Raw genomic sequence first — 13679 nt, 5'->3', positions numbered from 1 at the left:
GCGGGTCTGACACACACTCGTCCCTAGCTTTGGGATGAGTGTGTTTTTTATTTTATTAAAAATAAAGGAGAGATCAGACCGTGAAGGAGCCACACATTGTGATTACTTTTCCTGATGGGAAACAAAAAAAATACCGGAAAGGCGTTACGTTAGAAGAGATCGCACAATCAATCAGTCCGAGTCTGAAAAAGGCATCTGCCGCCGGAAAGATAAACGGATCGTTATATGATCTTAGAAGAAGCATTCAGATTGACGCGGCGATTGAACTGTGCAGTTTTCAGTCTGAAGCGGGACTGGAAGTGATGAGACACACAGCAGCACACGTATTGGCGCAAGCGGTAAAACGTCTGTATCCGAAGGTTTGTTTAGGGATCGGACCCGTTATTGAAAATGGCTTTTATTATGATTTTGATATGGATGAAACGATTACTGAAAAAGACCTGGCCGTCATTGAAAAAGAGATGAACCGAATCATTTCGGAAAATCCGGAATTTATCAGAGAAGAAATCTCCAGAGAAGAGGCAGAGCAGCTGTTTGCTCATGAACCGCTGAAGCTTGAGCTCTTAGCGGGTATTCCGCAGACTGATACAATCAGTATATACCGCCAGAGCGAATTCATTGATTTATGCCGGGGTCCGCACTTGGCGTCTGCCGGACAGATAAAAGCTTTTTCGCTCACTCATGTATCAGGGGCTTATTGGCGCGGCGACAGCAACCAAAAAATGCTCCAGCGCATCTATGGAAAAGCATTTTCCTCAGAAAAGGAGCTGAACAGACATTTTCAGCTGTTGAAAGAGGCGGAGATGAGAAATCATCGGAAATTGGGAGCGGAGTTACAACTTTTTATGTTTTCGGAAGAAGCGCCGGGTATGCCTTTTTATCTGCCGAACGGTCAGTTTATCCGAAACACGCTTGAATCATTTCTGCGTTCGAAGCAGGATGCCTATCATTATCAGGAAGTGCGCACCCCTATGATGATGAACCAGCGTCTTTGGGAGCAATCCGGTCACTGGGAACATTATAAAGAGAATATGTATTTCTCGGAAGCCGATCATCAGCGCTTCGCGTTAAAGCCGATGAACTGCCCCGGCCACATGCTCTTATTTAAAGAAAAGCTTCGTTCTTATCGTGATCTTCCGATTCGGATGGCTGAGTTCGGTCAGGTGCACCGTCACGAATTCAGCGGGGCGCTTAATGGCCTGCTCCGCGTCAGATCTTTTTGCCAGGATGACGCACACATTTTTGTAACGCAGGATCAAATCGAGAGTGAAATCGCTTCGGCGCTGCAGCTTATTCACGAGGTGTACACCGCATTTGGTTTTTCCTATGATATTGAGCTGTCAACAAGACCGGAAGATTACATGGGAAGCGAACACTTGTGGGACAGGGCTGAGAGCGCATTAGAAAAAGTATTAAAAGAACAGGGATATCGTTTTCGGTTTAATCGGGGAGATGGTGCATTTTACGGACCGAAAATTGATATTCATATAAAAGATGCGCTGAACCGGAGCCATCAATGCGCCACTGTCCAACTGGATTTTCAAATGCCGGAGAAATTTGATTTAACATATATTGATGAAAAAAACCAAAAAGTCCGTCCTGTTGTCATTCACCGGGCGGTATTCGGATCTCTCGACAGATTTCTCGGAATCATTACAGAACATTTCGGGGGAGCGTTCCCTTTATGGCTTGCACCGGTACAGGCAAAAATCATCCCAGTATCAAACACCGCACACCGGGACTGCGCAGAACAGGTGCATTGGCAAATGAAGAAAGCGGGTATCCGGGCTGAGCTTGATCAGCGCGATGAAAAACTCGGCTATAAAATCAGAGAAGCACAAATGAAAAAAATCCCGTATATTGCTGTTGTGGGAGATCGAGAGTGCCGCCATCAATCTGTACATGTAAGGCAATACGGGCGGGAAGACACATTTGAAGAGAATGTGAGTGATTTTATTTCCCGGATCATAAGAGAGGCAAAACAAAAAATAGAGATTTAACAAAAACAACATTGACATATCGTAAAATCACGATATAATAAAGCGTATGAAACCTATTGATGTTTTTAAAGCGTTGTCTAATGAGTCACGGCTTGAGATTTTACAATGGCTGAAAGAGCCGGACCGTCACTTCGCCCCGCATGATGGCATTGATATGAATGAGATCGGAGTATGTGTCAGCCAGATCACCGATAAGCTTCAGATGACACAGTCAACGGCGTCTCAATATCTTTCCATCCTTCAGCGGGCGGGCCTTATCCAAACAAAACGGATTGGCAAATACACCTATTATAAAAGAGATGAAGAAGCGATAAAGGCGATGGCCGATTATTTTCAGCGCGAAATGTAGGGCTGAATCCTTTAGAAGAGGGATTCAGTTTCTTTTTCCAACTACACATCGACATATTGCGATTTGTTTCTGTTTTTCAACTCTTTATATCGATATATCACAATATATCTTTATATAAATCATCAATGAAGGAGTGTGTCAGGTGCAAAATACCTGGAAGATTTACATTTTGGCAATTATCAGTTTTTTAGTGGGGACGTCTGAATATGTGATATCAGGGATGCTTGATAAAATTGCAGGTTCCTTGGGAGTTACTGTGGCAGCGGCAGGGCAGCTGATTACGATTTTTTCACTTGTTTATGCAATCGGAACGCCTGTCATGATGGCCCTTACAGCAAAACTGGACAGAAGGAAGCTCATGATCTATGCTCTGGGGCTGTTTGTTATCGGGAATATCATTTCTTTCCTTGTGCAGGGATTCGGCTTATTTGCGGGAGCGCGGGTGATCATGGCGCTTGGAGCAGGAACTGTGGTGGTCACCGCGCTTACGATCGCAGCAAAAATCGCTCCCCCGGGAAAACAGGCAAGTTCTCTCGCAACCGTCATTATGGGGTTTACGGCGGCGCTCATTATCGGTGTTCCGATCGGAAGAACCGTGTCTGAAGCTTTTGGCTGGAAGGTGGTTTTTGCCGGAATTGCGGCAATCGGAATCATTGCCATGCTTATTATACGTTTCGCGTTGCCTGAGATAAAAGGAGATAAACCGGTGCCGCTCATTCAGCAATTTTCTCTTTTGAAGAAACGAAAGGTGGCTGTCGGGCTGGCCATTACGTTTTTTTGGCTCGGAGGCTATTCGGTTGCGTATACGTACCTTTCTCCGTATTTACTGAACGTTACTCATATCGGAAGCGGAATACTGAGTACATTGCTGCTTATTTTCGGTGTTGCAAGTCTTGCCGGTTCTAAAGCAGGCGGTTTCAGCGCAGACAAATGGGGGGCGCGTATGACATTAACCGGCGGAATGGCGCTTCATGCTATCATGCTCATGTTATTGCCGTTTGTCACACATTCTGCTTTCGGAGCGGCGGCAGTGCTTATTTTTTGGTCCTTCGCCGCCTGGTCATCTGGGCCTGCTCAGCAGTATCATTTGGCAACGATGGAGCCTGAATCATCGGGTGTATTACTTGGCCTCAACCAGTCTGTCATGCAGCTGGCTATGGCAGCCGGAGCGGGCATCGGGGGCATTGTTGTCACCCATCTGTCTCTTGCGTCAGTGACATGGATCGGATCAGCGGGTGTTGTCATCGCGATGTGCGGCGTGCTTTCGCTTGCGTCATTAACGTCTGAAAAAACCTCATCTGAATACAGTGCAGAATAAACAAAAGCCTCATTTCTCAGCTTGAGAAACGAGGCTTTTTGTCTTGTCATTTTTCACATTTTTTCAAGTTTACGCCGATTGCGGCTCCGTTTCGGCTTGAGTCGGCAACTCCGGTGAAGGTGCCGTTTTCACGGTCGATCAGGATGCTTTGCACATTCCCGATATCAACCGGGCTGCTGCCGAATTTATGCCCCATTTCGTTCAGTTTTGTGCGGGCTTCTTCCGGCACTCCTTTTTCATATCGATAGGATGTCATGCTGTTTGTGTAAATTCTCGGCTCTTCGACCGCCGCTTTCAGATCCATGCCGTACTCAACTTTGTTCAGGATCGTTTGCAGGACGGAAGAAATAATCGTTGCTCCGCCGGGGGAGCCGACAGTCAGGACAGGTTCGTTATTTTTGAATAAAATAGTCGGAGTCATGCTGCTGAGCGGACGTTTATTCGGCTGCACTTCATTTGCACCGCCAGGCACCGCATCAAAGTCTGTTAACTCATTATTCAACACAACGCCGTATCCGGGAACCATAATGCCGGAACCGAACAGCTGTTCAATCGTTGTCGTATAAGATACGACATTGCCGAAGCGATCAGTTACCGTGAAGTGAGTCGTTTGGCCTTCTTGTTTGTCAGTCGGCTGCTCCACTTGTTTATAGTTTGCAGAACCTTCCTGATAGGCCCAAGGGTCGCCGGCTTTCGGTTTTTTATTGACTTTATCAATATCTATCAGCTGTCTGCGGGCATTGATATAATCTGGATTCAAGAGGCCTTTGAGAGGGACGTTGACGAATTCTGGATCCCCGGCAAATGCGGCGCGGTCAGCGTAAGCCAAATGCATCGTTTCTGCGAGAAGCTGATATTTTTGCCAAGAACGGATATCATATTGAGAAAGCTTAAAATCATCCAGAAGGTTCAGCATTTGCAACAGGAAAACACCGCCCGAGCTTGGAGGAGGAGCAGTTGCGATATGATAGCCCTGGTAATCTCCCCAGATCGGTTCGTCAATCGTCACATTGAAGTTTTTAATATCTTTTTCTGTCATTGAGCCGCCGAATTCCTGCACTGTTTCCGCAAGCTTTTTGGAGAATGCTCCGTCATAGAATGCTTTTGTGCCTTTGTACTTAATAGCTGTAAATGTTTTGGCTAAGTCTTTTTGGATGAGTGTGTCTCCTTCTTTCAGAGGTTCTCCGTCCGGAAGAAACACGTCTTTTGCAGCAGTGTGTGATAATTTGTCTTTATAATCTGAGATGGCATCAGCTAAAACCGAATCGATCGGAAAGCCTTTTGAGGCAAGTTTAATGGAAGGGGTGATGAGTTGTTTCATGGAGCGTGTGCCCCATTTGTCGAGCGCTTTTTCAAGTCCTTTTAATGTTCCCGGAACACCGACTGCAGTCCCTTTCGTAACGCGTTCGGAGAAAGGGATGGCTTTGCCGTTTTCGTCAAGGAACATATCCGGTGTTGCGCCTGCCGGTGCGCGTTCTCGGCTGTCGATAATGGTGGTGTCTTTCGTCTTCGCATCATAAACCATCATAAATCCGCCGCCGCCGATTCCTGACATCATAGGTTCAGTTACGTTTAATGCGAATTGAATGGCAACCGCGGCGTCAATTGCATTGCCGCCTTTTTTCAGCACGTCGGCACCGATTTGTGAAGCGAGAGGGTGGGCGGTGGCAACCATGCCGTCTTTGCCGACATCTACCTGTTTGTAGTCGTCATAGGAAAACGGGTGTTTCTTAGCCTGAGCGTGATAAGGGATGCTTCCGGCCGCGAGCAACGTACTGAGCAGAACGATAAAACAGAGATTCATAAACTTTTTCTTTTTCATAGTCTGCCTCCTTTGTTTTCCGCTTACAATTATAGAGTAAGTAAAATGTGCTGTTTTCACAAGTGACAAACGGAATAGTCCGGTGCGCAAAAAGCCGGAGTTTCTGTGTGAATGTAATCAGTCGCAAATAGGCTAAATGGGAAACCGGACTGAAAAAGCTGTGAAACAAGCATAAAGACAAAAAATAAGCTACAATGAACAAAACAGAATTCACTCACATGACATATGAAAGGAACGTGAGCCATGTATTTAACGATCAAAGAGACAGCGGAGTTTACCAGTCTTCCTGAAGAATATGTGCACAATCTTGTTTTGACGAATAAAATAAGGGCCGTCCATGACGGACAGCAATATTTAATCAACAAGGAACAATTTCAAACCCATCTCGAGCAGTTGGAAAAATACAAGGAAATGATTCAAGAGTTTTTAAATGAGCCGCTTCCTGAAGACATTGATGTAAAAGATGAAGACTAGGACACAATTTCATATTGTGTCTTTTTTTTGCATTTTTTTCGGTTGCTCACAAAAAAACGGATGCTCAGATTTCTTTTTAAGGACGTTGTTTTCATTTTTTAATGCCTTGGGCCTCTATTTGTTTAAAAGCTTGTCACCGGGCTGAAAATGATGTTTTTGAGGAATTTGTTGAAACTGCGTATCTGATTCCCCTTATGTAACACTATGTATATTATGTTACATAAGACCCTTTATCCTTTATCATTCAACGGGTTTCGGCTATAATAGTAACATAATGCTCAATATGTTACTTTACTATTATAAGGGGTTTTTTGATGCATATCGTACAGCCGATCCGAAGTTTGGAGAAGATCCAGGAAGTCAAACAGTATTTAATGAAGAAAAGTGATCGTGATTATTTTTTATTTATTTTCGGCATGAACAGCGCACTGCGGATTTCTGATGTTCTGCCGCTTCGCGTGAGGGATGTAAGGAACAAAGACCACGTGTGGGCAACCGAAAGCAAAACGAGAAAGAAAAGAAAAATTCTGATACTGGAGTCTTTAAAGGCCGACATATACGCTTATACAAAAGACATGAAAGAAGATGACTATTTGTTTAAATCGAAACGGACGAATAAGCCCATATCCCGGATTCAGGCATACAGAATATTAAAGGAAGCGGCTGCCGCTTGCGGGTTGGAGGAAATCGGAACGCACACGCTTAGAAAGACGTTCGGGTATCATTTTTATCAGAGGACAAAAGACATTGCTGAACTGCAGAGGATTTTGAATCATTCTTCTCCGTCTATTACAATGCGTTATATCGGAATAGATGAAGATACGACGAGAGCCGCCTATAAAGTGTTCGGAGGACTGTAGGCTTGAAAAAAACGGCCGCCAGCGTTACTATAATAGAAGCAGGCTCTAGTAGCACAGCGGATAGTGCAGCAGTTTCCTAAACTGCAGGTCGGGAGTTCGAATCTCTCCTAGAGCGTTTTTTGTATGAGATAGGCGCAGCTTAATAATGTCGGTAAAACAAAAACCCCCTTGTTATACAAGGGGGTTTTGAGTTGAATATTTTGTGAGAACCTGGTGGAAATGATGTGAAAAAAGCCCGCTGTAAGCAAGCGGGCTTTTTCTTATATGACAGCATCAAATTGATTGACTTTCCAAACGTTGTTTTCTTTTACGAATGTTACATCGCGTTTTGCTGACGGAGAACCGTCAAGAGTCGGTACAGTGAAGCGGTATGTTTGGATGCTTCTTTTTTTAGAAAGAAGGGTCATTTTTGCTTTTTTCCAATTCAGGAGGTTATCTCCGTCGCCGACCGGAACAGCCAATTTGCCGTCTTTTACAGTGAAGTGGTAATCTTTGAGCCCTTTGTCAATCGCTTGCTTTGTAAAAGCGGGTGTCAGATATTTTACGGCTTTCGCTTTTGTTCCGAGGTCTTTGCACATAAATACATATTGCAGATTTTGATATTCAAACGGTTCAGATGTGCAATTTGCGTTTGATTTAAGCGCACCGCCGCTCATTGTATTCCAGAAATGTTCTCTCGCTGACAGGGCCAGCTGAAGTGCTTGTTTTTGTGTAAGGTCATTAGGTGCATTTTTTGCGGTCGCAGCAGTGCCCAATGATAGAATCAATGTAATAGTAGTGAGGAATAATAGCCATTTTTTCATGATATAATCTCTCCTTCAATCAATCTCTTTCTCTTATGTTACAAATGTTACAATAATTACGGTAAGATTACAATACCTTTTCAGAAATATTTTCCGGACTTTTTATTTTTATGGTTTATTTTCATGTAAGACGTGAGAAAAAGATAAAGAGTTTCATTGAACAAAAGGTTTTTACAAGCTGTCTGCTGAATAATAAAATGGAAGAAAATCAAAAAAGGAGTCCTACATATGGAAGTACAAGATCATTTAGAAACAGCGGAAGGCCGCGGCCAGTCAGTCTGGCGATCGATGTCACTGTTTTTAGTGCCGCTGCTTTTAAGCAATGTATTGCAATCTGTCGGCCAATTGGTCGGAATGGTATTTGTCGGAAGGTGGCTCGGAGTCGATGCGCTTGCCGCTGTATCGTCTTTTTTTCCGCTGTTTTTTCTGCTGATCTCCTTTACGATCGGAATCGGTTCGGGAAGTTCCATTCTGATCGGGCAGGCTTACGGCGCGAAAAACGAAGAGAGGATGAAGGCGATTGTCGGCACTACACTGACTTTTACCTTTATGCTCGGTGTTGTCCTGGCAGTTGTCGGCAGTGTGTTTACGCTTGATATTCTGCGGCTGATGGGAACGCCGGAAAACGTAATAGATGTCAGTGTCCGATATGCGCGCATTTTGTTTTGCGCAATGCCGCTGATGTTTTTATATTTTGCGTATACGACATTTTTACGCGGAACGGGAGATTCAAAGACTCCGTTTTATACGTTAATCGTCAGTACAGTCATAAACATCGGGCTCTTGCCCTTATTGATTCTCGGGCTTTTCGGACTTCCGAAGTTCGGCATTTACGGTTCGGCGTATGCAACCGTGATTTCAAACATCGTGACATTTATCGTACTCATGGTTTATTTGCGGAAAAGGAAACATCCATTGGCATTTGACCGGACTGCGCTCCGTTCTCTTAAAATGGACAAAAAGCTGCTCGCGCTTTTACTCCGTCTCGGTATTCCGTCGAGCATCAATATGATTCTCGTGTCACTTTCTGAAATTGCGGTCATTTCATTTGTCAATCATTACGGATCAAACGCGACGGCTGCTTACGGGGTCGTCAACCAAGTGGCGAGTTATGTGCAGATGCCGGCGGTAAGCCTCGGTATCGCCGTTTCCATTTTTGCCGCCCAATCCATTGGCGCCAATCAATTCGGCCGGCTGAAACAGGTCATCAAAGTCGGCATCGGCCTGAATTATTTGATCGGCGGGGTTTTGATTGTGCTGATTTACACCTTCTCCCGGCAGATACTTGCTTTGTTTTTAACAGATCAGGATACACTCCACATTGCCCGCAATCTGATTATGATTACCCTTTGGAGCTATTTGATTTTCGGTCACGCTCAGATCGTTTCAGCGACAATGCGGGCGAGCGGTACGGTGTTATGGCCGACGATTATCAGTATTTTTGCGATTTGGGGAATTGAAGTGCCTGTGGCCTTTATTCTTTCTCATTATACGAATCTCGGCATTCTCGGCATTTGGGTCGGTTATCCGGCGGCTTTTGTCGTCAGCCTGCTGCTGCAATACGGATATTACCGGTTTGTATGGAAGAAAAAACAGATTACCCGGCTGATTCAATAAGGTTTTACCGCACATCGCTCAGTTCATACGGGCGATGTTTTTTTTAGAGAAGGAAAATGAGTTTAGAAAATGGAATTCCTATACATGCTAGAAAACAAGGAAAGGGCAGGTGCTTATGACGATTGAACATACGACTTATTTAGGGGCTTCAGCCATAAAAGCGGAGACTGATCAGGCTGAATGCATCATTGTGCCGGAGTGGGGATCAAATGTCATATCGCTTCGGGATAAAAGAACCGGTATGCGGCTTCTGAGAGAACCGGAAACTGCGGAGCAATTCCGCAAAAAACCGATGCTGTACGGCATTCCCGTTTTATTCCCGCCGAACCGGATTACGGATGGGACGTTTCGTTTTGACGGCCGCGCGTATCAATTTGAGATAAACGAAGAGGATAAACATAATCATATTCACGGCTTTCTTCACAATCAGCATTGGAAAGCGACGGCAGCGAAAGAAGAGGGGGATGGAATGAAAGTCGAAACAGAAATTGATCTTTCAAAGATTCCCCGTGTTCATAAACAATTTCCGCACGATGTCATTGTCCGGATGACCTATACATTAAAAGACAATGTGTTTACGCAGCGGGCGCTGATTATGAATAAGGGAACGGAGGCTTTTCCTTGGGGGCTCGGCTATCATTCAACTTTTGTTTTCAATGAAGAGCGATCCCGTCTATTTTTGACGGCTGACCGCATGTGGGAATTAAATGAACGTTTCGTGCCGACGGGCCGTTTATTGGATGTTCCTGATAAAGAAGCGTTCCGTCATGGGATGTCTTTGAAAAATAAACAGTTTGACGATGTTTTTCTATCTTCCGGACGGAATGGCGGCAATAATGAAGCTGTTATTTATCATCCGGATGAGCAATTATCCGTTTTGTATCAAGCAGACACGTCTTTCAAGCATTGGGTGGTATATAACGGTGACGGAAAGCAGGGGTTTGTCAGTCTTGAGCCTTATACTTCCGTTACAGATGCATTTAATCTGAATCAGCCTGCATCACTGACAGGGCTTCAGATTCTGAAACCGGGCGAAGAAGCGGCTGCGTCATCCAGGATCACCATTTTGCATGACGAAGAATAGGAAAGAGGCGGGATAACATTGAAAACATATGTGAAACGCTTGTGCGCGGTGATTCTGCTTTTGGTCATTGCCGCAGTTCCTTATATTGATGAGGCGGCTAAGGCGGCTGAACAAAAAAATACTTTGCAAAAAGAGCTGGAACACATTCTGGATGAAGAACCTGCTTTAAAGGGAGTTTCAGCGGGCGTCAGTGTCCGGTCAGCAAAAACAGGGGAGGTGCTGTTCGGCAGCCGGGAAGATATGCGGCTGAGGCCTGCATCACTGATGAAGCTGCTGACGGCATCTGCGGCGCTTTCCGTTCTCGGAGAAGATTACACCTTTAAGACAGAAGTACGGGCAGACGGCGCCGTGAAAGGAAAACAGCTGCGCGGAAACCTTTATCTCAGGGGAAAAGGCGATCCGACCCTATTGGCTTCTGATTTTGAGAAGATGGCTAAACAGGTCAAAGCCAGAGGCATCCATGTCATTAAAGGAGATCTGATCGGGGATGATTCGTGGTATGACGATACCAGGTATTCAGTTGATCTTCCGTGGAGTGATGAAGGCCAATATTATGGCGCGCAAGTATCAGCTCTTACCGCTTCCCCAAATGAGGATTATGATACCGGAACGGTGATTGCGGAAATCAGCCCGGCAAAACAGCCCGGTAAAAAGCCGCGCATTTCGATTTCCCCCCATACGGACGTCGTTCGTGTGAAAAATGAAGTGAAAACCGTCGCTTCTGATGAAGCGAAAGAATTGACGGTTGAACGGGAGCACGGCGGCAATGTGATTACGATAAAGGGAACCATACCTGCCGGCTCGGCAAAGGCAAGAGAATGGGCGGCAGTGTGGGATCCGTCGTCCTATGCTTTAGATTTATGGAAACAAGCGCTTACTAAACAGGGTATAACTGTAAAAGGGAAAATCAGAACAGGGCGAATGCCGCACCGCACCCAGCTCGTCACATCACGGACATCCATGCCTCTTTCAGAATTATTGATCCCGTTTATGAAACTGAGCAACAACGGGCACGCCGAAATTCTGATCAAGGAAATGGGAAAAGTGAAAAAAGGGGAGGGCAGCTGGGAAAAGGGCTTGGACGTGATGAAATCGGAGCTCAAATCGTTCGGGCTCAATCCGGATAAATTGATTGCAAGAGACGGATCCGGCGTTTCTCATATTAACGGCGTATCCGCCGGTCAAATCGGAGAGCTTTTGTATGCGGTTCAGAAAGAAAAGTGGTACCCGGCTTTCCTTCGTTCGCTCCCTGTCGCCGGTGCAAGCGACAGAATGACGGGAGGCACTCTTCGGAACCGGCTGAAGAATACTCCGGCAGAGGGCAAAATTAAAGCGAAAACCGGGTCACTAACATCAGTCAGTTCGATTGCCGGCTATGCAGACACAAAAACAGGAGATACGCTTATTTTTTCCGTGCTTCAAAACGGGCTGCTTGACGAAGATGACGGAAAAGACATTGAAGACAAAATCGCAGTCGTGCTGGCAAATCAATAAGAAGGGCCGAATCCTTAGAGGATTCGGCTTTTTTTGATGTCTGTAAAACATTATATTGCGATTATGAATCAATCTTTTCAAAAAGTAATATCGGCAATATCCTTCCTTTTTTTTACATACCGCTTTCTTACATGTTCACCGATTATTCATTTTTTAACATAAAACTTCTTTTCGGGAGGAAAACCTTTTTAAAAGCGCAATTAATTATACATTTTATTCCTTATTATAGTGTTTAAGAACCAGTTTACAGTATGCATACATACCGTTTTACATGGTATAAAGATTATAGAAATGAAGAAGTGAAGTGAGGAATATATACTATATTCTAAAAAATGTTAGAGAAAATTTAATTTTTTATTGTGATTTCTAAAATATGTTTTAAAATAATGCTTATATGGATGATTAAGTCATATGCTGTCGAAATTTAATTGTAATTATTTCACTTTCTTATCCTCTTAAATTGAAGCGGAGGGATTCCATTGGAGAACACTGTTTATTCTTTAACTCACGCACAAAGAAGAGTGTGGTTTACGGAGCTGCTCGAACCGGGCACAAGTATCTGCAATCTCGCGGCATGCGTCAAATTCAGGGGGGACATCGATTTTGACGTACTGCGCCATGCTTTAGATTTTTCTATCTCGCAAAATGATTCGCTCAGGTTTCAACTGACAGAAGGGGACGGATCAGAACCCCAGCTGTATCTGGCGGGGCATCGGCCGATTTCTCTAGAGACTGTTGATTTTACTCATACTGATCAGGCAGAGCGGGACGCATGGATTGACACGCAGACCCGTGTTCCGTTCAAGCTGTTTCATTCACCTCTGTATCAATTTACTCTGCTTGTCATGTCAGACGAAGAAGTTTGGCTTTATTCAAAATTTCACCATATTATCATGGACGGCATCTCGCTCAACCTGCTCGGCAACCAGCTCATTGATATCTACCAAAAGATCATGCGGAGCGAGGATTTAGCTGAACATCACAAGCCTTCCTATCTCAGCTACATGGAAAAAGAACAGCAATACTTACAGTCTTCCCGTTTTCAAAAAGACCGTTCATTTTGGACTGAAACATACCGAACCGTTCCGGAACACCTTTCACTGGCGGAACGAACCTCTCATCTTAGACAAAGCACTGCGGCTTCCAGAGATACAATCACTCTTTCTCACTCCTTAGAACAATCTATCCGGCGTTTTTGCAAAGAAAATAATATCAGCATCATCTCTCTGTTTATGGCTTCGTTATACATATGCATCAGCCGTCTGACGGCTAAAAAGGATATTGCCATCGGCACTTATTACGGAAACCGGGGCTCCAGGCTCGAAAAGGATATGCTCGGCATGTTCGTCAGCACACTGCCGATCAGAATGACGGCAGATCCTGATGCAGAGTTCCTGTCCTTTGTCCGCAGCGTAGGAAAAGAGCAGCTGTCTGTTATGCGGCACCAGAAATATCCTTACAATCTTTTTGTGAATGAATTAAGGCAGACTCATCATGACCTGCAAAATATCATCGGTATTTCGATGCAGTATCAGCCGCTTGAGTGGCGTAAGGCAGACGGTTTCGATTATGAAACGGCCATGTTTTTCAGCGGACATACCGCAAACGAGCTCTCCATTTTAATTAAGGAGCGGACAGATACGGGATTGATTGAGCTGAATTTTGATTACCAATCCGCTTTATTTACTGAAACATCAATTAAACGCATTCAAACTCATTTGCTGACGATCGTTGAAAATGCCGTTAGAAATCCAGACCGGCTGATTCGGCATATTGATATGGCGGATGAAAAAGAAAAGAAACGGGTGTTATCTTCGTTTAACCGTACAGAAGCGGTTGAACCGCCGGCTCCGACGCT

General features: G+C 44.7%; 11 protein-coding genes and 1 tRNA gene. 10 read left to right on the top strand and 2 right to left on the bottom strand.

What is annotated here, in order from left to right:
- Nucleotides 1-80: 80 nt before the first annotated feature.
- The 3 genes from thrS to D5S11_RS19450 all read left to right on the top strand — a co-directional run bounded on the left by thrS (nt 81) and on the right by D5S11_RS19450 (nt 3667).
- Entirely contained in the window at nt 81-2000 is a 1920-nt protein-coding gene (thrS, locus tag D5S11_RS19460) for a threonine--tRNA ligase (RefSeq protein WP_020954032.1), read from the top strand.
- 46 nt (nt 2001-2046) lie between these two features.
- On the top strand, nt 2047-2349 hold the full coding sequence (locus tag D5S11_RS19455; protein ID WP_007407355.1) for an ArsR/SmtB family transcription factor: 303 nt from the start codon (nt 2047-2049) through the stop codon (nt 2347-2349).
- Nucleotides 2350-2491: 142 nt separating this feature from the next.
- Nucleotides 2492-3667 carry an MFS transporter gene (locus D5S11_RS19450; RefSeq protein WP_007407356.1) on the top strand — a complete coding sequence of 392 codons (1176 nt, stop codon included), beginning with the start codon at nt 2492-2494 and terminating at the stop codon, nt 3665-3667.
- 46 nt (nt 3668-3713) lie between these two features.
- On the opposite strand, the gene ggt is transcribed toward D5S11_RS19450, so the two are convergent.
- The gene (gene ggt, locus D5S11_RS19445; protein ID WP_007407357.1) at nt 3714-5489 is read right to left on the bottom strand and encodes a gamma-glutamyltransferase; all 1776 of its coding nucleotides are present in this window, start codon (nt 5487-5489) and stop codon (nt 3714-3716) included.
- A 243-nt stretch (nt 5490-5732) separates the two neighbouring features.
- Between ggt and D5S11_RS19440 the strand changes: the two genes are divergently transcribed.
- From D5S11_RS19440 to D5S11_RS19430, 3 genes are all read left to right on the top strand, one after another.
- Nucleotides 5733-5963 carry an excisionase family DNA-binding protein gene (locus D5S11_RS19440; RefSeq protein WP_003153848.1) on the top strand — a complete coding sequence of 77 codons (231 nt, stop codon included), beginning with the start codon at nt 5733-5735 and terminating at the stop codon, nt 5961-5963.
- 314 nt (nt 5964-6277) lie between these two features.
- Nucleotides 6278-6823 carry a site-specific integrase gene (locus D5S11_RS19435; RefSeq protein ID WP_003153850.1) on the top strand — a complete coding sequence of 182 codons (546 nt, stop codon included), beginning with the start codon at nt 6278-6280 and terminating at the stop codon, nt 6821-6823.
- 42 nt (nt 6824-6865) lie between these two features.
- A tRNA-Arg gene (locus D5S11_RS19430) sits at nt 6866-6938 on the top strand.
- A gap of 145 nt (nt 6939-7083) precedes the next feature.
- Here D5S11_RS19430 and D5S11_RS19425 read toward each other — a convergent pair.
- Complete coding sequence (locus D5S11_RS19425) at nt 7084-7626, bottom strand: IseA DL-endopeptidase inhibitor family protein (RefSeq protein WP_108724928.1); 543 nt, start codon at nt 7624-7626, stop codon at nt 7084-7086.
- Nucleotides 7627-7854: 228 nt separating this feature from the next.
- On the opposite strand from D5S11_RS19425, the gene D5S11_RS19420 reads away from it, so the two are divergent.
- The 4 genes from D5S11_RS19420 to D5S11_RS19400 form a co-directional block, all read left to right on the top strand.
- Entirely contained in the window at nt 7855-9243 is a 1389-nt protein-coding gene (locus D5S11_RS19420; protein WP_007407362.1) for an MATE family efflux transporter, read from the top strand.
- Nucleotides 9244-9358: 115 nt separating this feature from the next.
- Nucleotides 9359-10327, top strand: a complete 969-nt coding sequence (locus D5S11_RS19415) for an aldose 1-epimerase (protein WP_039063411.1) — start codon at nt 9359-9361, stop codon at nt 10325-10327.
- An 18-nt stretch (nt 10328-10345) separates the two neighbouring features.
- Nucleotides 10346-11821, top strand: a complete 1476-nt coding sequence (gene dacB / locus D5S11_RS19410; RefSeq protein WP_020955915.1) for a D-alanyl-D-alanine carboxypeptidase/D-alanyl-D-alanine endopeptidase — start codon at nt 10346-10348, stop codon at nt 11819-11821.
- A gap of 479 nt (nt 11822-12300) precedes the next feature.
- On the top strand, nt 12301-13679 hold a 1379-nt coding region (locus D5S11_RS19400; protein ID WP_241211471.1), incomplete at its 3' end, for a condensation domain-containing protein.

Origin of the sequence: Bacillus sp. L75 (assembly GCF_003676355.1) — a bacterium.
GTDB lineage: Bacteria > Bacillota > Bacilli > Bacillales > Bacillaceae > Bacillus > Bacillus velezensis.
This window is presented reverse-complemented; position numbering and strand designations above follow the sequence as displayed.